Annotated in this window: 19 protein-coding genes; 12 read left to right on the forward strand and 7 right to left on the reverse strand. The window is 63.0% G+C overall.

What is annotated here, in order from left to right:
- Window positions 1-7: 7 nt before the first annotated feature.
- From FVE66_RS01535 to FVE66_RS01555, 5 genes are read right to left on the reverse strand one after another with little or no spacing between them, the layout of a single operon-like run.
- A complete protein-coding gene (locus FVE66_RS01535; RefSeq protein WP_151445627.1) occupies window positions 8-3,088 on the reverse strand; it encodes a pilus assembly protein in 3,081 nt (1,026 codons plus the stop codon).
- Window positions 3,089-3,105: 17 nt separating this feature from the next.
- On the reverse strand, window positions 3,106-3,636 hold the full coding sequence (locus tag FVE66_RS01540; protein ID WP_151445628.1) for a pilus assembly PilX family protein: 531 nt from the start codon (window positions 3,634-3,636) through the stop codon (window positions 3,106-3,108).
- Window positions 3,633-5,018 carry a PilW family protein gene (locus tag FVE66_RS01545; RefSeq protein WP_151445629.1) on the reverse strand — a complete coding sequence of 462 codons (1,386 nt, stop codon included), beginning with the start codon at window positions 5,016-5,018 and terminating at the stop codon, window positions 3,633-3,635. The genes FVE66_RS01540 and FVE66_RS01545 overlap by 4 nt, the downstream gene beginning before the upstream one ends.
- Before the next feature lies 1 nt (window position 5,019).
- The gene (gene pilV / locus FVE66_RS01550) at window positions 5,020-5,592 is read right to left on the reverse strand and encodes a type IV pilus modification protein PilV (RefSeq protein WP_241672962.1); all 573 of its coding nucleotides are present in this window, start codon (window positions 5,590-5,592) and stop codon (window positions 5,020-5,022) included.
- A 5-nt stretch (window positions 5,593-5,597) separates the two neighbouring features.
- A complete protein-coding gene (locus FVE66_RS01555; RefSeq protein WP_151445631.1) occupies window positions 5,598-6,020 on the reverse strand; it encodes a type IV pilin protein in 423 nt (140 codons plus the stop codon).
- Between the two features lie 128 nt (window positions 6,021-6,148).
- On the opposite strand from FVE66_RS01555, the gene FVE66_RS01560 reads away from it, so the two are divergent.
- Entirely contained in the window at window positions 6,149-7,132 is a 984-nt protein-coding gene (locus FVE66_RS01560) for a serine/threonine protein kinase (RefSeq protein WP_151445632.1), read from the forward strand.
- A gap of 68 nt (window positions 7,133-7,200) precedes the next feature.
- The gene (locus FVE66_RS01565; protein ID WP_151445633.1) at window positions 7,201-8,571 is read left to right on the forward strand and encodes an MBL fold metallo-hydrolase RNA specificity domain-containing protein; all 1,371 of its coding nucleotides are present in this window, start codon (window positions 7,201-7,203) and stop codon (window positions 8,569-8,571) included.
- Between the two features lie 127 nt (window positions 8,572-8,698).
- Here FVE66_RS01565 and FVE66_RS01570 read toward each other — a convergent pair whose 3' ends face one another.
- Window positions 8,699-9,709 carry a Bug family tripartite tricarboxylate transporter substrate binding protein gene (locus FVE66_RS01570; RefSeq protein WP_241672963.1) on the reverse strand — a complete coding sequence of 337 codons (1,011 nt, stop codon included), beginning with the start codon at window positions 9,707-9,709 and terminating at the stop codon, window positions 8,699-8,701.
- Window positions 9,710-9,946: 237 nt separating this feature from the next.
- Between FVE66_RS01570 and FVE66_RS01575 the strand changes: the two genes are divergently transcribed.
- Genes FVE66_RS01575 through FVE66_RS01585 form a run of 3 tightly spaced genes read left to right on the forward strand, consistent with a single transcriptional unit; the run spans window position 9,947 to window position 12,218 of the window.
- Entirely contained in the window at window positions 9,947-11,158 is a 1,212-nt protein-coding gene (locus FVE66_RS01575; protein ID WP_421829120.1) for an NAD(P)H-dependent flavin oxidoreductase, read from the forward strand.
- Window positions 11,112-11,558 (forward strand): universal stress protein, encoded by a 447-nt coding sequence (locus FVE66_RS01580; protein ID WP_151445634.1) that lies wholly within the window; start codon window positions 11,112-11,114, stop codon window positions 11,556-11,558. Before FVE66_RS01575 ends, FVE66_RS01580 begins: the two co-directional genes overlap by 47 nt.
- Window positions 11,559-11,585: 27 nt before the next feature.
- Window positions 11,586-12,218: a hemerythrin domain-containing protein gene (locus tag FVE66_RS01585; RefSeq protein ID WP_151445635.1), complete on the forward strand. Its 633-nt coding sequence runs from the start codon at window positions 11,586-11,588 to the stop codon at window positions 12,216-12,218.
- Between the two features lie 906 nt (window positions 12,219-13,124).
- Here FVE66_RS01585 and FVE66_RS01590 read toward each other — a convergent pair.
- Window positions 13,125-13,964, reverse strand: a complete 840-nt coding sequence (locus FVE66_RS01590) for a universal stress protein (RefSeq protein ID WP_151445636.1) — start codon at window positions 13,962-13,964, stop codon at window positions 13,125-13,127.
- A gap of 257 nt (window positions 13,965-14,221) precedes the next feature.
- On the opposite strand from FVE66_RS01590, the gene FVE66_RS01595 reads away from it, so the two are divergent.
- The 7 genes from FVE66_RS01595 to ccoO all read left to right on the forward strand — a co-directional run bounded on the left by FVE66_RS01595 (window position 14,222) and on the right by ccoO (window position 24,321).
- A complete protein-coding gene (locus tag FVE66_RS01595; RefSeq protein ID WP_151445637.1) occupies window positions 14,222-16,912 on the forward strand; it encodes a bifunctional acetate--CoA ligase family protein/GNAT family N-acetyltransferase in 2,691 nt (896 codons plus the stop codon).
- A gap of 174 nt (window positions 16,913-17,086) precedes the next feature.
- A complete protein-coding gene (gene hemN, locus FVE66_RS01600; protein ID WP_151445638.1) occupies window positions 17,087-18,520 on the forward strand; it encodes an oxygen-independent coproporphyrinogen III oxidase in 1,434 nt (477 codons plus the stop codon).
- A gap of 31 nt (window positions 18,521-18,551) precedes the next feature.
- Window positions 18,552-19,370 carry a sulfite exporter TauE/SafE family protein gene (locus FVE66_RS01605; protein WP_421829122.1) on the forward strand — a complete coding sequence of 273 codons (819 nt, stop codon included), beginning with the start codon at window positions 18,552-18,554 and terminating at the stop codon, window positions 19,368-19,370.
- Window positions 19,367-21,859: a heavy metal translocating P-type ATPase gene (locus FVE66_RS01610; RefSeq protein ID WP_151445639.1), complete on the forward strand. Its 2,493-nt coding sequence runs from the start codon at window positions 19,367-19,369 to the stop codon at window positions 21,857-21,859. The genes FVE66_RS01605 and FVE66_RS01610 overlap by 4 nt, the downstream gene beginning before the upstream one ends.
- 1 nt (window position 21,860) lies before the next feature.
- Window positions 21,861-22,049, forward strand: coding sequence for a cbb3-type cytochrome oxidase assembly protein CcoS (gene ccoS / locus FVE66_RS01615; RefSeq protein WP_151445640.1), 189 nt, complete (start codon window positions 21,861-21,863; stop codon window positions 22,047-22,049).
- Window positions 22,050-22,256: 207 nt separating this feature from the next.
- Window positions 22,257-23,681, forward strand: coding sequence for a cytochrome-c oxidase, cbb3-type subunit I (gene ccoN, locus FVE66_RS01620; protein ID WP_151445641.1), 1,425 nt, complete (start codon window positions 22,257-22,259; stop codon window positions 23,679-23,681).
- A 25-nt stretch (window positions 23,682-23,706) separates the two neighbouring features.
- Window positions 23,707-24,321 carry a cytochrome-c oxidase, cbb3-type subunit II gene (ccoO, locus tag FVE66_RS01625; RefSeq protein WP_151445642.1) on the forward strand — a complete coding sequence of 205 codons (615 nt, stop codon included), beginning with the start codon at window positions 23,707-23,709 and terminating at the stop codon, window positions 24,319-24,321.
- The last annotated feature ends 1 nt before the right edge of the window (window position 24,322 follow it).

The raw sequence follows: 24,322 nt of genomic DNA on the forward strand, positions 1-24,322 counted from the left end.
CCGTCCCTTATTGCTGGATGTACCAGTAGACGCGGCTCTTGGGCTGCGTCACTGAACTGGATGGGCTTGGCGCGCCGGGAGACGCCTCCAGCGGCGAATTGGGGCTGGCGCCGATCACGAACGGGACGGTCTGGCCGTTGTCCAGCGTAACCAGGCCCGCCACCGGCGATGGAGGCAAGCCGTCGCCGACGATGCGCTGGTAGCGCGCCACGCCGTTTGCAGCCGCAGCATTTGCATAGCTGATGTTGTAGACCTGCGAGGTGCCAAGATTGGCGCTGCAACTGGACGCCGTGGCGACCGCCGGCTGGTGCGTGCTGAAGGTGACGGTGCCAAACAGCGTGATCGATGACGTCACCACTTTTTCGCCGGCGGCGAGATCGAGGTACCAGCCTTTCTTCGCTTCGACTTCGGCCACGGTTGGCGTGCTGGACGCTGTGATTTGCAGCAACGAGCCCTTGCAAATCACGCTGGTGGCCGAGCAGTTGGCGCTTTCCGAAGTCAGCCAGCTGACGTTTGTCGGATCGTCGCGCAGCATGAAGAAATGGTTGGCCACGCCATATGCATGGGTGTAGTTGGTGAGCGGCTTCTCGCGGTCGCCAGAACCCAGCAGCAGGGTGTACATGCCGTTCTCGAAGATCACGTCAGGACCGAACATGAACTTGCGGTTGTCGGTGCAGGTGCTGGCCAGCGAATCGCAACCGAGCGCCGCCACGCGGGTGATGGTCCAGGAGCCTGGTGCGCTGCTGCCGATGTCGACCCGGTAGACGTTTCCTCCCAGGTCCGTTGCGTACGCGTACTTGGCCAGGCCGGTCGCGGTGTCTGGAACGATCGCGATATCGCCGACCACGCTGCGCGCTGTCGGCAGCGACTTCAGCAAGGCGCCACTATCGGCATCGATCACGTAGATCATGTTGCCCTTGGGGGTACCGCTGCTGCAGGTCTGGGGGTCGCCGTCTTCACAGGTGTCGTAGCCGCCGCCCATCACCACCATTGGCGAATTGCCGCTGCCGTAGCCGCTGGACTTGACGATCTTCGGCGAAGACCAGGTCTGGCCCATGCCGGAAAAGCCCGTGCTGCAGCCGGTATCGCTGACCGTTCCCGAGACAGGGAAGTTGCTCGGGCAGCCGACTTTCCATTTCAGGGCCGGGGTGCCGGGGGTGCTGACGTCGAACGCATACAGCGCGCGGCCACCGCGGCGCATGGTTGCATACAGCCATGCATTGCTGCCGTTCTGGTGGGCGGTAATGGTGCCGTCCACGCCGTATGGCTTGGGCAAGCCTGTGGCGTTATTCGGGTTCAGTATTTGCGTGCTGTTGTCGTAGGTGCGCTTGAACACCGGGAATGCCTCCGGCGGGGCGAAGGTCCACAACTCCTGGCCTGCGGCATAGGTGGTGCCGCCGGTCGTGATGCTGGTGCTGCGGTTGCCATTCACCGCGCGCAGCAGGCCGTCGTTGCCGCCGTAGTACACGACGATGGATGGCGCCACATCGGTGCCGTAGTTGATCGCGACCGGGCGCGAGTGGACCACGTCGCCGTGCACCGAGGGCCGCATTTCAGTGGTCGTGGTGCCGTCTACATCTTCGTCCTGCGTATCCAGACCCTTGACCCAGTTGATCAGCGTGTCACGCTCGGTCGTGGTCGATACGCCCAGGTTGCTGGCGCTGACATTGGTGTTGTTGAAATCGAGCAGTTCAGTGCAGGAAGAAAACGTGCTGGAGCAGGTCTTCACCGTGCGGGTGGTGGAGGAACGCGTCATGTAAGCCTGGCCACCCTTTTCGACGATGTTGCCATCCGGGTAGTTGGAGTTGCGGTACAGGTCGCTGGCCGAGCCGGAAGGGGGTATGCACACACCTTGTGGCCGGAATGCCCAGTAGCTGTCGGCGCTGGTCGGCGTCCAGTAGCTGCGCGCGCATTCGGTGACAAAGCCGGTCAGACCATTGATCGCACTGTTCTCATCCGCGTCCACCATCTTGAGCACGTTGTTGATGTAGGCCATCTTGTATTGCTTCAGGTTGCCAGGCCAGCGCGGGAAATTGCTGGCGTCCGGGCGGAACATGCCGATGTAGACCTGGTTCAGGTAGGTGCCCTGGGTGTTGACCGAAATCGGCAAGCTGACCGAGGCGAACACGCTGTTGACCGACTGGATCTCGGTGAAAATCTTGCCGAGCGTGGCCTCCAGCGCCGCCGACCCGGCGGAGGAACTGACCGGCACATAGCGCCCTCCGCTGACATTCGCCATGCTCTTGAGCACCGCACTCCAGCCCGGTCCCTGGCCGGTAGTGGTCGGATCGACATCGACCGTGTAGGTCACCGCATTCAGGCTGCTGCTTTTCATGAAGCGCGCCCATTCGTCGATCGGATTGCTTTGCGAACCGGTGGGCGAGATCGCCAGCTGGGTGGTGCTGCCACCGGCCGCGCTCAGCATTGAATTGGATTGGGTGATCGCGGAATTGTTGTCGTTGGACGGGCCGTTGCTGACGTAGATGATGTAGTTCTTCTCGCAGCCCGAAGCGACCGGCGAGTTGTAGGTGGTCGCGGTTTTCGACGATAGCGCATTCCCGGTCAGTGCGTAGATCACCTGGTCTGCGCTCGTGCCCGAGGTGTTGCCGTTGTAGTCGGTCTTGGCCTTGCCATTGCCGGCATAGGGCGTGCCGCCGGTCAGGTAGCGGTAGGCCTCGGCCATCACCAGGCTCGATGTTCCGCCATTGCCTTTGTCACCGAGCTTGTCGAAGCTTTCGACCAGGGTCTTGTACTTTGCCTTGTTGGCGGTATTCATCAGGCGCATGCCTGCGCGTACATAGCCGCCATCGACGTTGTTGTTGCCGCTGCCGGTCTCCGCCGCGAACATGATGCCGACCCGGAATTTGTTCACCGTCAGGCCGTTCAGCGTATTGGCCAGCGCCGCCATTTCGTTGGTGAACGCCGTGTTCCAGTTGGCCGTGTTGTCGACGATGATCAGCACGTTAGGCACTTCGGTAGCGGTGGACGGGGTCACGCCCAGGAACAGGTCGATGTCCTCGGCAGTCGCCAGCAGGGGGACGGCAAACAGCAGCACCGCTGCCAGCCATTTGTTGAATCGTAATGTCATTGCAGGCTCCTGTGCCGTCAGCTGCAGACGGCGCTGTACTGGGTTTCGCTCAGGAGCACGCGTATGCCCTGGCGCACGCGCACCGATGCGCTGCTGCCGGCCATGTCGCTGACCGTTGCATCAATGTCCCAGATTGTGTTGTAGAAAGTGACGGCAGCCGGCAGGCCGAGGGAGAGGCTGCTGGCCGTGCCAGTGCCGGATGCCTGGCTGACGCGGGACGCCATCACGCAGGTCGGTGCGGCGATGGCGACCACATAGTCATTGGAGCCATCGTTGTTGATGTCCACGTTGATCTCGTCGGCGGCCGGTGCGGTGGTGAATGGCGAACTGATTACCTGCTCGAGGGCCTTGTTGGCAGCCGCGACTGCCTCCGCCCGCCGCTGCATGTTGCCGACCGCCTTGAGATTGGTGGTGCTGAGGTTGAATGCGGAGGACACCAGCAGCGTGATCACCGCGAGCATGATCAGGCCGACGATCAGGGTCGCGCCCCGCTGCAAGGGTTTCCCGCTTCGTTGCCATCCGCGTTGCCGTCTGCGCGCAATCGTCATGGCGTCTCCCTCCTGCCGGATATGTTCGTCATGCGTATTGCGCCGGAAAACACATGGCGCTTGAATGACGACGAACCGCCCGGTATCGACCAGGCAGCGTTGCCCAGCGTGTAGGTCTTGGTGTCGGCATAGCCCGGCGTGCTTTCACGCGAGCGGGCGACCAGGTAAAGCTTGAGCGCGACCACGTTCATCAGTTGGCTGACGGTGCATGGCACCGCGGTGCTGCAGTGGACAAAAGCGCCGTCCGCGATACCGTCGCCGCGGTTGGTCGGCGATGTCAGCACACTGGGATTGGCCCAGCTCACCGCCTGCGCAAAATTCACTGCGCTGGCGGCGTCGGAGAGGCTGTCGATGCCCAGTTCGACGCGAAAGCCTTCTATGCCCTCGATCAGCGGCGTCACCGTGGCCGGGTGGGCCAGCGTGCCGCCCTGCAGGTCGAAGCGCGACTGCACCAGGGTCGGTATGCCGTCGCCGGCACTGGCGGCATAATTGCGCACGTAATAGATGGTGGAAATGAATTTGCGCTTGTCCGCCGCCGTCGCGCAATCGCGCTTGCGCAGGTTGAAGCCGGCGGTGTCGAGCACAGGATCGAGCGAGTAGACCGAGCTTGCGTCCGGGGTCGTGGTCCAGGCCGTGTCCACCGTTGCGTCCCGGGTCGGGCCCGAATAGGTCGTGATCGTGCGCGACTGTCCCGCGCCTGCTCCACTGATGATGCGCAATGTCATGCCGGCATAGGCTTCGTCCACGGCGGAAGCGGCGGTCGCCATCCGGAGCGTAGTCGACGTACTGCCGGTGCGGGCCGAGCCCACTATTTCAGCGGCGCATTGGGATGCCTGGAAATAGAGCGCGCCGGCAGTATCCGCCGCGCAGTTGCCGCCGCTTCCCGCAACGCAGGTCTCGGCATGGCGCACCACCAGCACGTCGGTACCGGGCTGCTGGTCGACCACTACGGCGCTGCAACCGGCCGGGGCGGCGTCATAGGCCTGGACGGCGATTGCGAGGAGCCCTGACTTGTAGCTGCTGGTCCAGTTCGCAGCCGTATAGGCCAGGCAGGGGTCAGGCACGCTGGCCGGAACATCGCCAGGAATCGAGGTCAGCGTCAGGTCGTCGAACTGGGGCAGATGAGTGCTCCAGAAACCAGCATGCGTCAGTTCGCCTTGCAGCAGCTGCATGGCGAACCGGCCGTTTTCTATCTGGCTGTTGGTGCGGGCCAGTTCGGCGTTGTTGCGCGAGGTGTTGACGAACACTGTCACCAGCGCGACCAGGATGGTCAGGCTGATGGCGACCCCAACCATCAGCTCGACCAGGCTCAGCCCTGCCTGGCGAGAGGGGTGGAAACTGCGGGGTGGGAAACAGCGCGGACGTAACAAATGAGGTCTCATGTCAGGTCAGTGTCGCGATGCGAACGATGGTGGTGATCGCGCGCCGGCACAGATCGTTGACACAGCTGGAACCGGCGGCGCCGTTGTATTGCCCCTGGCCGCAGCCAATGCTGGCTGGTGGCGCCACCAGCGGCCCCAGTCCCTGCCAGGCGATGGTCACCATGTATTCACCGTTGCCAAGGTTCTCCACGCAACCCCGGCCGCCGATGAAAGCGCCAACCTTGGACGTGCCTTGCATCTCTGCCGCGCCCTGCAAGGCGTTGGTCCATTCGCAGACGTCCTGCACGGCTCGCGTTGCCGAGGTGTCCAGCGTGCAGTTGCTGCCAGTGCCCAGCGGCGTAGTTGTGCCGGTCACATAGCTGGTGGCGAAGCTGCGATTGGCGGTAATCCGTTGCGCCATGTCGTCCAGCAGGATCAGCGCCTGGGCCCGCTGGTAGGCCTCCATTTCCGATACCTGCAGCCGGGATTGCAGTCCGACCAGCCCGAGCATGCCGAATCCGAGGATGACGATGGTGACCAGCACCTCGATCAGCGAGGCGCCGTGCTGGCGCGCGGCGCGCCGCCCTGATGCCATGCGGCTTACCATTTGCCGGCCGGCGACTTCACGCCTTCGCTGGTCAGCGTCAGAGTGCCGTCAGATGCTTGCGAAGCGCCGGAAACCGGTGTGAATGTGATGGTGAACGTCGGCGGCGTGCCGGTGGCGACCGTCACGTCCCATGTATATACCCTGCTGAGTTCGCCCGGCATTGAATAGCCGGCTGTTTCCAGTTCGCTCTTGCTGGCATACGCTCGGTTCGCCAGCAGGATTTGCTGTTCCCGGTTTGCGATTTCCATCATCTGCGCCTGGGCCGCGGAGCGCTTTCCCTTGACCACGTATTGCTGGTAGCTCGGAATGCCTACCGCTGCCAGGATGCCAACGATGACCACGACGACCATTAGTTCGATCAACGAAAATCCCGCCATGCGGCGCAAGGTGGAAGGGAAGTGATGGATGGTGGTCATGTGCGCTCCTGTACGTATTGTTCGGTAATAGTAGAGGAGAGATTCTCTACGGCAACATTTCTCCGACGATAGGTCGTTTTTCAGGTCTAAACGGTATGGGGTGAGGCTACGGGACTACAATCGGTCGAATGGATACACAATGTGACTTCGGGGCCCTGGGCCCGGATACAGTTCTGGATGCACTGGAAAGCGTCGGCTTTGCCGCCGATGGCCGCCTGCTGGCGCTCAACAGCTATGAAAACCGGGTCTACCAGGTGGGCATGGAGGAAGGGCCGCCGGTGGTGGTCAAATTCTATCGGCCGCAGCGCTGGAGCGACGAGCAGATTGCGGAGGAGCATGCATTCGTGGCTGAGTTGGACGAGGCCGAGGTGCCGGTGGTGGCAGCGATCGTGCGGGATGGCGTGAGCTTGCACCACCATGCCGGATACCGCTTTTCGGTGTTTCCCCGTCGCGGCGGACGGGCGCCCGAGCTGGGCGACAGCCGGACGCGGGAATGGCTGGGCCGATTCATCGGCCGGCTGCATGCGATTGGCGCGACGCGGCCTTTCCTGGTCCGGCCCGCGCTGGACATTGCCAGCTTCGGTGAAGCGCCGCGGGAATACCTGTTGCGACATGACTTCCTGCCGCCGGACATTCTTCCGGCCTGGGAGAGCGTCACCACGCAGGCGCTCGATCTTGTGCGCGCCAGTTACGAGCGCGCGGGCAAGGTCCCGCTGATCCGCCTGCATGGCGACTGCCACGTCGGCAACGTACTGTGGACCGATGCCGGTCCGCATTTCGTGGATTTCGATGACAGCCGGACCGGGCCGGCGGTACAGGATCTGTGGATGCTGCTTTCGGGCGAGCGGGACGAGATGCGCCTGCAATTGCAGGATGTGCTGGCAGGATATGAGGATTTCTGCGAATTTTCGCCACGCGAATTGCACCTGGTGGAAGCGCTGCGAACGCTGCGGCTGATCCACTACGCCGGATGGCTGGCGTCGCGCTGGAACGATCCTGCATTCAAGCTGGCCTTCCCGTGGTTCAACACCCAGCGCTACTGGCAGGACCGGGTGCTGGAGTTGCGCGAGCAGGTGGCACTGATGCAGGAGCCGCCGCTGATGGCCCTGTAGGCACTACAGGCCCGCGATGGCGGCGCCATCTCCTATAATTGTTGCTCATCCTCCGCTTTCGACCAAACATGCAAATCCGCTTCCTCGGCGCAACCAATACTGTCACCGGATCAAAAACCCTGCTGACCTACGACAACAAGCACGTGCTGGTCGACTGCGGCTTGTTCCAGGGCTACAAGCAACTGCGCTTGCGCAACTGGGATCCGCTGCCGGTCGATCCGTCGTCGATCAAGGCGGTGATCCTGACGCATGCCCATCTCGATCACAGCGGCTATATCCCACTGCTGGTGCGCAACGGATTCCGTGGCCGCATCTATTGCAGCGAAGCGACCTGGGACCTGTGCAAGATATTGTTGCCCGACAGTGGTTACTTGCTGGAGGAAGAAGCGGCCTACGCGAATCGCCGCGGCTTTTCGAAGCATCATCCGGCGCTGCCCTTGTACACCGAAGCCGATGCCGAGCATTCACTGAAGTCATTCGAGCCGGTCAAGTTCGGCAAGGCCTTCGAGGTGGATGGACTGGAAGTGCGGTTTTCGCGGGCGGGCCACATACTCGGCGCCGCCAGCGCGCTGATCCGCCATGGCGATACCAGCATTGCCTTTTCGGGTGACCTGGGCCGTCCCAACGACGCCATCATGGCGCCGCCAGAAACCATCGCGCAGGCTGATTACGTGGTGGTGGAGTCAACCTATGGCAACAAGCCACACCTCGCCACCGATCCGATGGAAGAGTTGGGGCGCATAGTGCGCGAGACCGCCGCGCGCGGCGGTGTCACCGTCATTCCCTCTTTCGCAGTCGGCCGCGCCCAGATCATCATGCATTACCTGTACATGCTGAAGCAGTCCGGCGGGATACCGTCGGGGCTGCCGGTGTACCTGAACAGCCCGATGGCAGTGAACGCGACCGAGACCTATATCAGGCATTCCAGCGATCACAAGCTGACGCACGAGCAGTGCCGGGCCATATGGGACAGCGTGAAAATCGTCACATCGGTGGAGGAGTCGATAGCGCTCAACCTGCGGCGGGTGCCGATGGTCATCATCGCAGCCAGCGGCATGGCTACCGGTGGCCGGGTGCTGCACCACCTGAAGGCTTTTGTCGGCGACCGCCGCAATACGGTGCTGTTCGCCGGCTATCAGGCCGGTGGCACGCGCGGCGCCGCGATGCTGGGTGGCGCCGACGCCATCAAGATCCACGGCGAATACTATCCGGTGCGCGCGCAAGTGGAGCAGATCGACAACCTGTCAGCGCATGCGGATTCAAGCGAGATCATCGACTGGCTGAAGGGATTTTCCACCCCGCCGCGGCAGGTCTTCATCACGCACGGCGAACCGGATGCTGCGGACACCATGCGCCGGCAAATCGAAGAGCAACTGCACTGGCGTTGCCGGGTGCCGGAGTACCTGGAATCGTTCACGATTGGCGGGCCGGGGGCATAGTCCCATCCTGATTCGTGGCGTAGCCCGACGCACGCCATGAACGCTCCCTCCCCTTGAAAGGGAGGGAGCCATTGAGTCGCTCGGCCGTTCACGCTTTTACTGCGAAAAAGCATTCGCGACATCATCCTCAATCAAGCACGATATTGTGCTTCCTGATGATCGGCCGCCACCGCTCCAGGTCTGCCTGTACCGTCGCACTGAACTCCGCCGGCGTGCTTCCGACCGGTTCCATCCATAGGGCCTGCAGTTTCTGCCGCACGTCCTCGGCACGCATGATCCCGATCACTTCGTTCTGAAGGCGGCTCAGGATCGCGGCCGGCGTCTTCGCCGGCGCAATCACCCCCATCCAGGCGTCCGCCTGCACATCGCGTATGCCTGCTTCGGACAGCGTCGGCAACTCCGGAACGACCGCGGACCTGCGCGCCGTCGCCACCGCCAGTGCATTCAGCTTGCCGGCTTTCACCTGCGCCATCACGGCCGCCGCCGGCAGCACCGCCAGCTGCGTATCACCTGCCAGCAGCGCCGTCACGGCCTGGCCTGAACTCGCGTACGGAACGTGCACCAGCTCGGTTGCACTTTGTGCGGCCAGGGCTTCCACGGCGAGGTGGGAAATGCTGCCGCTGCCCATCGACGAATAGTTGAATTTCCCCGGATTGGCACGCAATGCGGCCAGCAATTCGGCGGCAGTGCGGATGTTCAGCCGCGACGGCACCACCAGCACGCTCGGCTGAGTGGCGGCGATCGAGACCGGCGCGATGTCGCGCTGCGGCTGGTACGAAAGGTTCTTGTAGAGGATGGTGTTGGCGGCAAGCGGGCCGGAAATCGTCACGCCTATCGTGTAACCATCGGGCGCTGCCTTTGCCACCAGGCCGGTACCGACATTGCCGCCAGCACCGGACTTGTTCTCGACAATGATCGGCTTGCCAAGGCGGGATGTCAGCTTCTCTGCCAGCGTGCGGGCCAGCAGGTCCGGCGTGGAGCCGGGACCGAAGGGGACGATCATGTGGATTGGCCTGGATGGCCATTCCTGGGCAAGCACCGGGGCGGCGGACAGCAGCAAGCCAAACGTGACTGCCAGGCGGCAAGCGGTTCTGGAAACAATGGTGTACTTATGCATCATATCTTTGTCGGAAAGCATGAGTGGGTCGGGCCGGGCGGCGCAAGATGCGCATGATACAGGGGGGAAGTGCAGGGGAAAGTTGCAGGGCGAGTTGCGAGCCGAAGTCCGCTTGGGATTGGGCCGGTATCTGCGAGAGGATGACAATCCGGCCAGTGTCAGGCCGGCCATCGCGATCGGTAGCTTTTTGATGCAAGTCAAATTTTTTTGCACCCCCGTTTGTTACGCTGCCGCAAACCCGACCGTTTCTGGAAGCCTATTGTGTTGCATACCGATCTGCCGCTGCTCCGTCTTCGCAATAAATCACTGCTGCCGATCGTGCAGGGCGGCATGGGGGTGGGCATTTCGGCCCACCGCCTGGCTGGAAGCGTGGCGCGGCAAAATGCCCTGGGCACGATTTCCAGCGTCGACCTGCGCCGCCATCATCCTGACCTGATGGCGCAGACCGCGCGCAGCCACGACAAGGCCGAGATCGACGCCGCCAACCTGCTGGCACTCGACCGCGAGATACAGGCGGCGAAGGCGATCGCGCAAGGCCAGGGCGCAATTGCAGTCAATGTGATGCGTGCGCTGGAACAGTACGCCAGCCAGGTGCGGCAGGCCTGCGAGAGCGGCGCCGACGCCGTGGTTGCGGGCGCCGGCTTGCCGCTTGACCTGCCCGACCTGACCGCCGCCTATCCGGATGTGGCGCTGATACCGATCTTGTCCGATTCGCGCGGCATTTCGTTGCTGCTGAAGAAGTGGATGCGCAAGAACCGGTTGCCGGACGCGATTGTCATCGAAAATCCGCGCCATGCAGCTGGCCATCTGGGTGCGGCTCGCATTGAAGATGTCGATTCGCCGCATTTCGCCTTCGAAAAGGTGCTGGAAGGCACGTTCGAGGTGTTCCGCGGCCTCGGCATCGAATCCGAAAAAATACCCCTGATCGTGGCCGGCGGCATACACGACCCGTCCCAGGTGAGAGCTTTGCTTGCCTTGGGCGCTTCCGGGGTGCAACTCGGCACGCCGTTCGCGGTCAGCGAGGAAGGCGACGCGCATTCGAATTTCAAGCGCGTGCTGGCCGAGGCGAAGCCGGAAGACATTGTCACCTTCATGAGCGTGGCCGGCCTGCCTGCGCGCGGCGTGCGCACGCCCTGGCTCGACAACTACCTGCACAAGGAGGCCAAGCTGCAGTCGCGGGCCACTGTACGCGAGTGCACGGTCGGATTCGACTGCCTGCAGCAATGCGGCCTGCGCGATGGCATTGCCCGCGCCGGACAATTCTGCATTGACCGGCAGCTGGCCTTTGCCTTGCAGGGCGACGTTGAGCGCGGGCTGTTCTTCCGCGGTTCCGAACCACTCCCGTTCGGCAATGCCATACGGCCGGTGCGCGACCTGATCCAATATTTGTTGACCGGGAGTTCCCCGGATAAGGAGAGAGACGATGTTCAAGAAAATTCTCGTGCCCACCGATGGGTCGCAGCTGTCTGAACGTGCAATCGAGGCGGCAGTGTCGTTTGCCAGCGAAACCGGTGCCAGCCTGGTTGCGATCGGCGTAGCAGAGGCATACCCCTTTCCGCTCGGCGCCGAAGGCGGCGTGGTGCCGGACATGAGCAGCTTCGAAGCATCCTTGCGCGAGGCAGCGGAGAAGCATGTGCAGCATGTTGCTGAACTGGCCGCAACGAAGAACGTGTCCTGCAAGACGACGGTAGTCACTGGCTTTTCCGCTGCCGACGAGATCGTCAATGCCGTTGGCGAGTTCGGCTGCGATCTGATCTGGATGGCGTCCCATGGCCGCACCGGCATGCAACGCATGCTGATGGGCAGCCAGACCCAAAAGGTGCTGGCCCACGCCGTCGCGCCAGTGCTGGTGTATCCGCTCAAGAAATAGACGCATCATCCGATCTGGAGAAGAGACATGAACAGCACTGCAGCCGCGACCAGTACGGTCCAGCCCTCCCATGCAGCCCGCGACGCGGTCCGGCTGATACGCGATGAACACAGCAGGCTTGCCGCCGTCATCCACGGCATGCTGCACCTGACCCGCCAGATGGCGAAAACCAAGGTCGCGCCTGACCTGAAAGTCTTGCGCGCCATGCTTTTCTACATCAGCGAATATCCGGAACGCCTGCATCATCCAAAGGAAGACCAGTTCCTGTTCGCGCGTCTGCGCGATCGCACCCACGACTTTGACGGTGCGCTGGACAAGCTGGAAGCACAGCATGCGCAGGGAGAGGCCCTGGTGCACAAGCTGGAGCACATGCTGATCCGCCTGGAGTTCGCCGGCGAGCAGGCCTATGTGCCGTTCATGGAAATGGTCGAGCAGTACGCCGAATTTTATTTCGGCCACATGCGTGTCGAGGAAGAGACCATCATTCCGGGGGCAGAGCAACAACTGGACCAGGCCGACTGGGCCGCGATTGGCAACGCCTTTGCTGCCAATACCGATCCGCTCGAGAAGAAGGACCTGAAGGGCGACTTCGAGCGCCTTTTCACCCTGATCGTGAATATCGCCCCGGCGCCTATCGGGCTCGGGGATCCGGTTTCCTGAGCATCAATGACCGATCGACTTTATGGCTTTTCCCTTTTATGGCTGATCGTTGCCCATAACTGTGGGTGAGCGATTTTGTGGCTCTTTGGCTTGCGGTTGGCGTGGCTGGGTTTGATGGCTGTCGGTGTGAAGCCGGGAGACACCCCGGCGGGTGTGTTCCTTTCTTTTAGAAAAAGAAAGGAACCAAAGAAAAGAGGTCAAAACCCACTTGGCCAACGCACGCTTCGATAGGCAATCAGACTCGGACGCCTGGGCGAAACCATTGCGGCGTTCGCGAGGAAGGTCCTGCCACACGTTCGCTTCTGACCGGGATCAGTCAACCCGCTTCAATGCCGCCGACCGCACACCACCGTTCGTTGACTCCCAATTATTTTCGAAGCCGCTAATTGGCTCTTGAGGGCGGATTGTCAGGGGGCGCGGATGTCGCAGGCGATTTTCTGCCGCTCTCTGCCGTTCGTGAAACAGACCCGTCGCTTGTTTGAAGCTTCGAAAAACATTAAGAGTCAACGGTGCGCCGGTCATCGGTATAAGGCACTTCATGGGTTTGGCTGATTAGGTAAGCGGCACCCCAGCCTTGAGATCTTTTCTCGCGAACGTCGCACTGGATTAGCCCAGACATTCGCGTCTGGTTGGCGTTCGGCCCCGCCGTTGGCCAAGTGGGTTTTGACGTTTTTTCTTTGGTTCCTTTCTTTTTCTAAAAGAAAGGAACACACCCGCCGGGGTGTCTCCCGGCTTCACAACCACAGCCATCAAACCCAGCCACACGAACCGCAAGCCAGAGAGCCGCAAATCCACAAAACTGCTCACCCACGGATATGGGTAATGATCAGCCTCAAAGGGAAGGCAGGCCGCCAGTGATCTCATTACGGCGACGTAATCAGGCGCTACCGCCGGCAGCGCCCCTCCTCAATGCGCAAACAGCACCGGCACCGTCATCGATTTCAAGATCGTGCGCGTGACCCCGCCCAGCAATATCTCGCGGAAGCGCGAATGCCCGTAGCCGCCCATCACCACCAGGTCCGACGACAGGTCGGCGGCGAGCGACAGCAAGGCCTCGCCGGGGTCCGATGCGGCGGTCTCGATCATGGTTTCCGCGTTTACTCCGTGCCGCGCCAGGTACAGGGCGATGTCTGCGCCAGGCATGGGGCCATGCAGGTCGCTGTCCGCATCGGGATTGAAGACCACCACTTCCACCTTGTCCGCCTTTTTCAGCAGGGGCAGGGCGTCGGTCACCGCGCGCGTGCTCTCGCGGGTGCCGTTCCATGCCACCAGCACCCGTTTTCCTGCCTGCGAAAACTGGCCCGCGAAGGGGATGATCAGCACCGGGCGGCCGCAGTTCAGGATCACGTATTCCGGAAAATTCTCGGCTGAGCCCACGATGGGTTCGTCGCGGTCTTCCTGGCTGATCACGACCAGGTCGCTGTAGCGCGCCTGCAGTGTGATGCCGCCCGCCGCTTCGTCATCGACCAGGCGCCGCTCCACGCTGGCCACGCCGGCCTGGCTTGCTATCTTCTCTGCGGCGTCGAGCGCCTGGTTGGCGCGCTGGTGCAGCAGCGCGCGGTGCGAGTTCATCACCGGGTCGGCGCCGGCCACTTCCAGTCCGGTCATCGCAAAGCGGGACAGCCCGGTCATCGCCGCCAGCACCAGGTGGGCATCGTGTTCTGCCGCGAGCGCTGCGGCCACTCGCACCCGCTGCGCGGAATGCGCAGAAAGGTCGGCGTGAACCAGTATCGTCTTGTAGGGCATCGCGTTCTCCAGTGTTCGTGCTAGGGTTCGGTTAAACAAAAAATAGCAGGCGCAAATAGCAAAGTTGAATAGCAAGCGTCGCAGCAAGCTCAACCTGCAAGCGTAGGCATTGCAGCAGCATCCGTCCAGCACAGAATGATTCACGAAAAGTGCTGTGCCGGGGATTTTGATCCAGGTCAAAACTCTTCGGGCGCGCGCTTTCTGCTCGCTTGCCGCTTGGCGACTGCGATCGCCCAGCCCAAATTGGAGACCCGTGCATGAGCATACGCAACCTGTCGTACCTGTTCAACCCGGCTTCGGTCGCCGTGATCGGCGCCTCCGGTCGTCCCGGCAGTGTTGGCGCCACGGTCCTGCGCAATGTGCTGGAGGGCGGGTTCAAAGGGGAAATCTACCCGGTCAATCCAAAGTACGATGAATTGCAGGGGGTGAAATGCTACCGGCATTTGCATGACCTGCCGCATGCGCCCGACCTGGCGGTGATCTGCACGCCGCCCGTCACGGTGCCGGGAATCATCCGGGCCCTCGGCAAGCGGGGGACGCACGCGGCGGTGGTCATTACCGCCGGCATGGGCGTGCCCGACGGGGAAGGCGTGCGCCTGACCCAGCACATGCTCGATGCCGCACGGCCGCAGCTGTTGCGCATACTGGGTCCGAATTGCGTTGGCATGCTGGTGCCCGGCATCGGGCTCAATGCCAGCTTCGCGCACACCGGCGCGCTGCCCGGGCGCATCGCTTTCATTTCGCAGTCGGGGGCACTGGTCACAGCGGTGCTGGACTGGGCCCGTTCGCGCGGCATCGGCTTTTCCAAGTTCATTTCGATGGGGGAGAGCGCCGACGTCGACTTCGGCGACGTGCTCGACTACCTGGCAAGCGACCCCGATACCCGCTCGATCCTGATGTACGTGGAAGACGTGCGCCACGCACGCAAGTTCATGTCTGCTGCGCGCGCCGCAGCGCGCAGCAAGCCGGTGATGGTGGTCAAGGCCGGCCGCGCACCCGAAGCGGCAAAGGCGGCGGCATCCCACACCGGCGCGCTGGCGGGCTCCGACCTGATCTATGACGCCGCGTTGCGGCGCGCCGGCATGCTGCGCGTGCTTTCCACCGACGACCTGTTCGACGCCGTCGAGACGCTGGCGCGGGCCCGTCCGCTGCACGGCGAACGGCTGGCGATCCTGACCAATGGCGGCGGCCCGGGCGTGATGGCGACCGACGCCCTGATCGCGGCCGGCGGCAAGCTGGCGGAATTGTCGCCGGCAACGCTGCAGAAAATGGACGGCCACTTGCCGTCGACCTGGTCGCGCGGCAATCCGGTCGACATCATCGGCGACGCCCCGGTCGAACGCTACCGGATGGCGATGCAGGCGCTGCTCGACAGTAACGATAACGACGCCATCCTGTTCATCCATGCGCCGACGGCGATCGTGCCGAGCGCCGAGATTGCGCGCGCGCTGGTGCCCTTGATCCGCGATGCCAGCCGCAACGTGCTGGCCTGCTGGCTGGGTGCGGACGGGGTGCGCGAAGCGCGCCAGCTATTCGGCGAGGCGGGCATACCGACATTCGACACGCCAGAAGAAGCGGTGCAGGGCTTCATGCAGATCGTGCAGTACCGGCGCAACCAGATGCTGCTGATGCAGGTGCCGCCGGCCCTGGCCGAGCAACCTGCGCCGCAGCGGGCCGCGGCGCGCAAGCTGATCGACGCCGCGCTGGCCGAAGGCCGCACCATGCTGACCGAACCCGAGTCCAAGCAACTGCTCGACGCCTATCACATTCCTGTCGTCCAGACCCGGGTGGCGGCTGATCCGGAGCAAGCAGTCGCATGTGCCGAAGCGATCGGCTTTCCGGTGGCGGTAAAAATCCTGTCTCCCGATATCACCCACAAGTCCGACGTCGGCGGCGTCGCGCTGGATCTGGAGGACGGCAATGCGGTGCGCGCCAGCGCCGAGGCGATGCGCCGGCGCTTGCAGGGCGCCTTCCCGGACGCACGACTTTCCGGATTCACGGTGCAGGCCATGGCGCGCCGGCCACTGGCGCATGAGTTGATCGTCGGTGTATCCACCGACCCGGTATTCGGCCCGGTGATCCTGTTCGGACAGGGCGGCACGGCAGTCGAGGTGATGTCGGATTCCGCCATCCAGCTGCCGCCCCTGAACCGGGTGCTGGCACGCGACCTGGTCAGCCGTACCCGCGTTGCACGGCTGCTGCAGGGGTACCGGAACCGTCCGCCAGCCGATATCGACGCCATCTGCGACACGCTGATGCGGATTTCGGCGCTGGTCGTCGACCTGGACCAGGTGGTCGAACTCGACATCAATCCGCTGCTGGCGGACGAGCGCGGTGTGATCGCACTCGACGCCCGGGTCCGCATCGGCCCGTCACGTTCGGACCGGCTGGCAATTCGTCCCTATCCGGAGGAGCTGGAAGAGGCGATCCAGTGGCGGGGGCAGGACGTGCTGCTGCGGCCGATCCGGCCGGAGGATGGCGAGGAACATGTACGATTTTTTGAGGCCCTGGACCCGGACGACGTGCGCTTTCGCATGTTCACCCGGATGCGCGAACTGTCGCCATCGCAACTGGCCAGGATGACGCAGATCGACTACGACCGCGAGATGGCCTTCGTCGCAGTCCGCCGCCGGGCTGACGGCACTTCCGAAACCCTGGGCGTGGTGCGCGCGATTGCCGACCCCGACAACCAGCAAGCTGAATTTGCAGTGATTGTCCGAAGCGACATGAAGGGGCACGGACTGGGCAGCCTGCTGATGAACAAGATCATCGACTACTGCCGCAGCCGTGGCACCGGGGAAATCATCGGCGAAGCGCTGGCGCACAACCGCGGGCTGATCCGGCTGGTGCTCGGTCTGGGTTTCGAGGTGCGCGCGGGGGAACATGGGGACGACACGGTCACCCTGCGCTTGCCCTTGACCTTGCCCATGCATCCAGCCCCGGACTGATTGCCTTTCTCGCAATGCCTGCAACCGTTACCGGGCGGCTTTTCAACTGCCAGCCAGGCACACCCGGGCGATTTTGACCTGGATCAAGGATTCAGCGCATCCTGCTCCCTACACTTCAAACGCTCGGGAAGGGCGTCCCGTTCGGGCCGTTGCCCGCTGCAGGAGTGGAGAAAGATGACGCAGTCCCACCATATCGGGCCTACCAGCCCGGCAATCGAATTCGATGCGGCGCTGATTGGCAAGCTCAGTCAGCTCGGGCCTCGCTACACCTCGTATCCGACCGCCGACCGTTTTACCGAATCCTTCGGCTATCGCGATTACCTGCAGGCGGTCGCCGCCGTTCGCCGGCTGGGCGGTCGCCATCCGCTCTCGCTGTACCTGCACATTCCGTTCTGCGAGTCGCTTTGCTATTACTGCGCATGCAACAAGATCATCACGCGCGACCACAGCAAGGCCGACACCTACTTGGGTTACCTGAAGCGCGAAATCGAGATGCAGGGCCATCTTTTCGCCGGCGCCAACCAGGTCGAGCAACTGCACTTCGGCGGCGGCACCCCGACCTACCTGAGCAATGAGCAGATGGACGACCTGATGCGCCATCTGCGGCGCTGGTTTTCCTTTGCGCCGGATGCCATCGGCGAGTATTCGATCGAGATCGATCCGCGCACCGTCGACCGCGAGCGCATCCTGAGCCTGCGCCGCCAGGGCTTCAATCGGCTGTCGATGGGCGTGCAGGATTTTGACCCGGACGTGCAGGCGGCGGTCAACCGCATCCAGCCGGAAAGCATGACGCTCGATGCGATTGCCGCCGCGCGCGAGGCCGGATTCCGCTCGGTGTCGATCGACCTCATCTACGGCCTGCCGAAACAGAACGTGATCTCGATGGGACAGACCCTGTCCAAGGTCATCGCTGCCGACCCGGACCGGATCTCGATCTACAACTACGCCCACATGCCGCACCTGTTCAAGGCGCAGCGGCAGATCGACGATGCCGCGCTGCCCACCGCAGAGGCCAAGCTCGACATGCTGGCACTGTGCATCCGCCGGCTGACCAAGGCGGGCTATGTCTATATCGGCATGGATCATTTCGCCAAGCCGGGCGACGACCTTGCCATTGCGCAGGCGCAGGGCCGCTTGCACCGCAATTTCCAGGGCTATTCCACCCATGCCGACGCTGACCTGGTGTCATGCGGCGTATCGGCCATCAGCGCCGTTGGCACCACCTACAGCCAGAATGTGAAAACACTGGCGGCGTACTACAATCACCTCGACAACAATGAATTGCCGATCGCGCGTGGCATCAAGCTGGGCATGGATGATGTGCTGCGGCGCTCGATCATCCAGATGCTGATGTGCAATTTCGAGCTGTCGATGTCGTCGCTTGAGCAGGCGTATCCGATCACGTTTTCGACCTACTTTGCGGCTGAAGTCGAAAAGCTGCGCGGCTTCGAACGTGATGGCCTGTTGACGATCGATGACGAATGGATCACCGTGCTGCCCAAGGGGCGGCTCCTGATCCGCAATATCTGCATGGCGTTCGATCGTTACCTGAGCGAGCGCCGTGCCGATCCGCAGTCGGTGCCCTTGCGTTATTCAAAGACAATCTGACCTTCAATCTGACCTTCATATTGCCTTGCCTGTGCTGACTGGCCTTTCCCTGCTACCGATTTTCCTGGTCGGCCTGTTCGGCGGCGTGCATTGCATAGGCATGTGCGGCGGCATCGTGAGCGCCTTCTCGGCTGCTGCCAAGCCGCGTGCCGCACGTTCGCCAGGTGCGCCATTTCCGGTGCCAGTCATGACAATCAAAGCTGACCCGGGCGATGCCGGCAGTGGTGCGCAGTTGGCGGACGGGCTGTTGCGGGTCGCGTCCTACAACGCGGGCCGCATTGGCAGCTACATGGTGGCAGGCGCGCTGGCTGGCAGCATGCTGGGCGGGGTGCAGGCGATGCTCGACCTTGCCAGCCTGCGTCTTGCCATGTACTGGCTGGCCAACGGCATGCTGGTCGCCCTCGGCCTGTACCTGATGGATGCATGGCGCGGCCTGAGTTTTCTTGAAACCCTGGGCCAGGGCCTCTGGCGCCGGATCCAGCCTTTGATGAAGCCCTTGCTCCCGATCGACCGTCCGGCCAAGGCGCTGGCGCTGGGCGCACTGTGGGGCTGGGTTCCATGCGGAATGGTCTACAGCGTGCTGACCACGGCCATGCTGACCGGCACTGCGACCGGCGGCGCGGCCGTGATGCTCGCTTTCGGACTGGGGACCTTGCCCACCCTGATGGCGATGGGACTGGCCGGTGAGCGCCTGCGCGGCCTGGCCCGGCAGCGCCGCTTTCGCATCATGGCCGGCGCTCTGGTGCTTGCCTTCGGTCTGATCGGCATGCTGCGCGCGGCCAACGGATTCCAGGCCGGCTGGCTGGATGTTTTCTGCATCGCGCCTCCCGCAGCCGGGGTGCATCGATGAGCAGCGCGACGTCGAATGCCGCCGCACTGACCTCGGCCACAGCCCAGGCGGCGCAGGCTGCCTGTTTTCATTGCGGCCTGCCGGTTCCGGAGAACACGCACTGGACAGTCGCCATCGACCAGCAGCCGCAGCCGATGTGCTGCCCGGGATGCGAAGCCGTGGCGCAGACCATCGTCGACAGCGGCTTCGCTGACTACTACCGGACCCGGACCTCGTTCTCCAATACCGCGGATGGCGGCCAGGCGCTGGTGCCGCCTGAACTGAAGCTGTTCGATGCGGAAGAAGAACAGCAGCGTTACGCCACCAGGGCCGAAGGCAATCTGCGCGAAGCCGTGTTTTCGGTCGAAGGCATCCGCTGCGCTGCCTGCGTCTGGCTGATCGAGCGTCGGCTGGCGCGCCTGCCGGGCGTGGCCCAGGCCGGCATGAACGTGTCCACCGAGCGGCTGCACCTGCGCTGGGACCCGGCCGCCTGCAAGCCGAGCGCAGTGCTGCAAAGCATGCGCGAGATCGGCTATACGGCTTACCCGTTCGACCCGGTGCGCCAAGGCGCCCAGTTGCAGAAAGCCGGCAAGAAGCTGTTCCGCCAGTTGTTCATCGCGGGCCTGGCCATGATGCAGGTGATGATGTATGCAGTTCCGGTCTACCTGGCAAGCGATGGCACCATGGAGGCCGACATGGAGACCATGATGCGCTGGGCCAGCCTGCTTCTGACGCTGCCGGCCGTGGTGTATTCGGCCCAGCCGTTCTTCGCCGGCGCCTGGGCCAGCCTGAAGGGTCGATCGCTCGGCATGGACGTACCGGTGGCGCTCGGCATTGCCGCTGCCTTCATTGGCAGCACGGTCGCCACGGTGCGTGGGCAGGGCGAGGTGTATTTCGATTCGGTGACGATGTTCATCTTCCTGCTGCTGTGCAGCCGTTACCTGGAAGTCATCGCCCGCCGCAAGGCGGCATCCGCGCTGGAGCGGCTGCAACATGCAATGCCGGCGTCCGCCACCCGTCTGGCGGGCTACCCCGCCACCGCCACCGACGAAGTGGTCAGCGCGGCGCAATTGCAGGCAGGCGATGTGATCCGGGTCCGTCCGGGGGAAGCATTCGCCGTGGATGGCGTGCTGGTCGAAGGCAGTACTTCGGTCGACCTGTCCTTGCTGAGCGGGGAAAGCCGCCCGCAGCACAAGAGCGCCGGGGATGCGATTCCCGGTGGCGCGGTCAATGCCAGCCAGCCGGTGCTGCTGAAAGTCACGCGGGCCGTCGGCGAGAGCACCTTGTCCAACCTGGTGAAGCTGATCGAGCAGGCCGGGCAGGGAAAGCCTCAACTGGCCCTGTGGGCCGACAAGGTCGCCGGCTGGTTCGTGCTGGCGCTGCTGTTGCTGGCGCTGTGCGTATTCGTTGCCTGGTGGTTCATCGACCCGGCGCGGGCCTGGCCGATCGCCATTGCGGTGCTGGTGGTCTCCTGCCCCTGCGCACTGTCCCTGGCTACCCCAAGCGCGCTCGCCGCCGCCACCGATGCGCTGGTGCGCCAAGGCGTGCTGGTAGTGCAAGCGCATGTGCTGGAAACCATGCACAGGGCCACGCATGTGGTGTTCGACAAGACCGGCACCCTGACCGAGGGCCGGCCGGTATTGCAGAGCTGCACGCTGCTCGGTGACGCCAGCGGCGAGCGGGCGCTGCAGATCGCGGCAGCGCTGGAAGCGTCCAGCCTGCACCCGCTGGCGCGGGCGCTGCTGCAGGCAGCCGAAGGCTTGCCACCGCTGCATGCCGCCGATTTGAACAGCATTGCCGGCGAGGGGGTGGCGGGAACGGTCGATGGCAGGATGTTCCGGATCGGCCGCCAGGAATTTGTTTCGGATCTGGTCGGGCGGGGTTTGCCGCAGATGACGGAAGATGATGGCGCAAGCGCGGTCTACCTCGGGACCGGAGGCGACTGGATCGCTCGTTTCGAACTGGCCGACGCATTGCGACCGGAAGCGGCCCGTGTGGTCGCCAATTTCCGGGCTGCCGGCAAGGAAGTCGTGCTGCTGTCCGGCGACCGCCAGCAGACCGTGGACCGGGTTGCCGCCAGGCTGGGTATCGCCGACGCGATCGGGCAACAGCTGCCGGAGCAGAAGCTGGCCTGGGTGCAGGCCCTGCAGGCGCGCGGCGCCGTGGTGGCAATGGTGGGCGACGGCATCAACGATGCCGCCGTGCTGAAGGCGGCCGATGTGTCCTTTGCCATGGGCAGCGGAGCCGCGCTGGCCCAGACTCATGCCGACACCGTGCTGCTGTCCGGTCGGCTGGACGCGGTGTGGCGTGCGGCGCAAACCGCAGGCAGGACCATGGCGGTGGTGCGACAGAACCTCTGGTGGGCTTCGCTCTACAATCTGGTGGCGATACCGGCGGCTGCGTTGGGCTGGCTGAATCCCTGGTTGTCAGGCATCGGCATGTCGCTCAGTTCGGCGATCGTGGTCGCCAATGCCCTGCGCCTGTCGCGGGTGCCACGTACCGAGGATTGAAATGGAAGCGCTTTATTTGTTGATACCGATGTCGATCGTGGTGGTTTTCATCGCGATCTGGATATTCTTCCGGGCGTCGGATGGCGGGCAGTTCGACGACCTGGTCGGGCCTGGTATGCGGGTCCTGCAGGATGACGACAAGGCGCCGGTTGAGCAGCAGCCAGATTCAAAGGGGCAGGGCGGCGGTTAACTTATCGGCGTCATCGGCGTCACCGGCGTCACTGGCCGCACAGGCATATCAGAAATCACCTGCGCGAATGTCAGTTATCAATCTTGTCCGTCTATACTTGCCTTGGACCGATGCAACTGGGCATATTTGATTCATATCAAGGTTTTCGCGAGCTGCGGTCGGTACGCTCGGCACAATTCTGTTAGTTCCCTACCCTGGAGATCACCCTTGGACACCGCACTCAATTACAACTACAAGGTCGTGAAGCAGTTTGCTGTCGCTACCGTGTTGTGGGGCGTGGTCGGCATGCTGGTCGGCGTCATCATCGCCGCCCAGCTCGCCTGGCCTGCGCTCAACTTCGACATTCCCTGGCTGACCTACGGCCGCTTGCGCCCCCTGCATACCAATGCGGTGATCTTTGCTTTTGGCGGCTGCGCGCTGTTCGCCACGTCTTACTACGTCGTCCAGCGGACCAGCCAGGTGCGGCTGTTCTCCGACAAGCTGGCCGCCTTCACATTCTGGGGCTGGCAGCTGGTGATCGTCGCCGCTGCGGTCTCCCTGCCTCTCGGTTATACCCAAGGCAAGGAATACGCCGAACTGGAATGGCCGATCGATGTGCTGATCACGCTGGTCTGGGTTTCGTATGCGGTGGTGTTCTTCGGCACTCTGATCAAGCGCAAGGTGTCGCATATCTATGTCGCCAACTGGTTCTTCGGCGCTTTCATCCTGACCGTTGCGCTGCTGCATGTCGTCAACAGTGCGGTCATGCCGGCCGGCCTGATGAAGTCCTACTCGGCTTATCCGGGCGTGCAGGATGCGATGGTGCAGTGGTGGTACGGCCACAACGCGGTCGGTTTCTTCCTGACCGCCGGCTTCCTCGGCATGATGTATTACTTCATTCCCAAGCAGGCCGAGCGTCCCGTCTTCTCGTATCGGCTGTCGATCGTCCACTTCTGGGCGCTGATCTTCACCTACATGTGGGCCGGCCCGCACCATCTGCACTACACGGCGTTGCCTGACTGGACCCAGTCGATCGGCATGGTGTTCTCGCTGATCCTGCTGGCGCCGTCCTGGGGTGGCATGATCAACGGCATCATGACCCTGTCGGGTGCCTGGCACAAGCTGCGCACCGACCCGATCCTGAAGTTCCTGATCGTGTCGCTGTCCTTCTACGGCATGTCGACCTTCGAAGGTCCGATGATGTCGATCAAGACCGTCAACGCGCTGTCACACTATACCGACTGGACCGTCGGCCACGTGCACTCCGGTGCGCTGGGCTGGGTTGGCCTGATCTCGATGGGTTCGATCTACTACCTGCTGCCGCGCCTGTGCGGCAAGAAGGAAATGTTCAGCGTGCGCTTGATCGAAGTGCACTTCTGGGTCGCCACCATCGGCATCGTGCTGTATATCGCCTCCATGTGGATTGCCGGCGTGATGCAGGGCCTGATGTGGCGTGCAGTGAATACGGACGGCACCCTGACCTACACCTTCGTCGAATCGGTCAAGGCAACCTACCCGTACTACGTGATTCGTTTCACCGGCGGACTGCTGTACCTGGGGGGGATGATCCTGATGGCTTACAACTCGGTGATGACGCTGCGTGGCAGCCAGCCGGCCAACTCGCGCATCCCTTCACTGGCCGCGGCCCACTGACCGGAACGAACATTTAGGAGCAATGATGAAATTCAAACATGAGTGGATTGAAAAGAATCCCTGGTTGCTGATCGTGCTGGTGGTGCTGGTCGTCAGTGTTGGTGGCCTGGCGGAAATCGTTCCGCTGTTCTTCCAGAAATCGACCACCGAGCCGGTCGCCGGCTTGAAGCCTTACTCGGCACTGCGCCTGGCCGGCCGCGATATCTATGTGCGTGAAGGCTGCTACAACTGCCATTCGCAGATGATCCGTCCGTTCCGGGCAGAGACCGAGCGCTATGGCCACTATTCGGTGGCCGGTGAGTTTGTCTATGACCGTCCGTTCCAGTGGGGCTCCAAGCGCACCGGCCCCGACTTGGCACGCGTCGGCGGACGCTACAGCGATGAATGGCACCGTACCCACCTGGACAACCCGCGTGACGTGGTGCCCGAGTCGAACATGCCCGGTTATCCCTGGCTGGCCAAGAACAAGCTGAATCCGGAAAGCATCGTTCCCCACCTGCGCGCGCTCAAGCGCCTCGGCGATCCGTACACCGAGGAGGAGATCGCCAACGCACCGAAGGAATTGGCTGACAAGACCGAGCAGGACGCGCTGATCGCTTACCTGCAAGGGATGGGAACCCAGATCAAGGCCAGGAACTAAT

Origin of the sequence: Lacisediminimonas profundi (genome assembly GCF_008831265.1) — a bacterium.
Lineage (GTDB): Bacteria > Pseudomonadota > Gammaproteobacteria > Burkholderiales > Burkholderiaceae_D > Lacisediminimonas > Lacisediminimonas profundi.

Bases quoted from the DNA above. Each gene is read 5' to 3' on its own strand.
- FVE66_RS01570 (WP_241672963.1), bottom strand. From the start codon at position 9,709: ATGCTTTCCGACAAAGATATGATGCATAAGTACACCATTGTTTCCAGA.
- FVE66_RS01595 (WP_151445637.1), top strand. From the start codon at position 14,222: ATGAGCATACGCAACCTGTCGTACCTGTTCAACCCGGCTTCGGTCGCC.
- FVE66_RS01580 (WP_151445634.1), top strand. From the start codon at position 11,112: ATGTTCAAGAAAATTCTCGTGCCCACCGATGGGTCGCAGCTGTCTGAA.
- FVE66_RS01585 (WP_151445635.1), top strand. From the start codon at position 11,586: ATGAACAGCACTGCAGCCGCGACCAGTACGGTCCAGCCCTCCCATGCA.
- FVE66_RS01565 (WP_151445633.1), top strand. From the start codon at position 7,201: ATGCAAATCCGCTTCCTCGGCGCAACCAATACTGTCACCGGATCAAAA.
- ccoO (WP_151445642.1), top strand. From the start codon at position 23,707: ATGAAATTCAAACATGAGTGGATTGAAAAGAATCCCTGGTTGCTGATC.
- FVE66_RS01540 (WP_151445628.1), bottom strand. From the start codon at position 3,636: ATGACGATTGCGCGCAGACGGCAACGCGGATGGCAACGAAGCGGGAAA.
- FVE66_RS01560 (WP_151445632.1), top strand. From the start codon at position 6,149: ATGGATACACAATGTGACTTCGGGGCCCTGGGCCCGGATACAGTTCTG.
- FVE66_RS01610 (WP_151445639.1), top strand. From the start codon at position 19,367: ATGAGCAGCGCGACGTCGAATGCCGCCGCACTGACCTCGGCCACAGCC.
- pilV (WP_241672962.1), bottom strand. From the start codon at position 5,592: ATGGCATCAGGGCGGCGCGCCGCGCGCCAGCACGGCGCCTCGCTGATC.
- FVE66_RS01535 (WP_151445627.1), bottom strand. From the start codon at position 3,088: ATGACATTACGATTCAACAAATGGCTGGCAGCGGTGCTGCTGTTTGCC.
- FVE66_RS01590 (WP_151445636.1), bottom strand. From the start codon at position 13,964: ATGCCCTACAAGACGATACTGGTTCACGCCGACCTTTCTGCGCATTCC.
- ccoS (WP_151445640.1), top strand. From the start codon at position 21,861: ATGGAAGCGCTTTATTTGTTGATACCGATGTCGATCGTGGTGGTTTTC.
- hemN (WP_151445638.1), top strand. From the start codon at position 17,087: ATGACGCAGTCCCACCATATCGGGCCTACCAGCCCGGCAATCGAATTC.
- FVE66_RS01545 (WP_151445629.1), bottom strand. From the start codon at position 5,018: ATGAGACCTCATTTGTTACGTCCGCGCTGTTTCCCACCCCGCAGTTTC.
- FVE66_RS01555 (WP_151445631.1), bottom strand. From the start codon at position 6,020: ATGACCACCATCCATCACTTCCCTTCCACCTTGCGCCGCATGGCGGGA.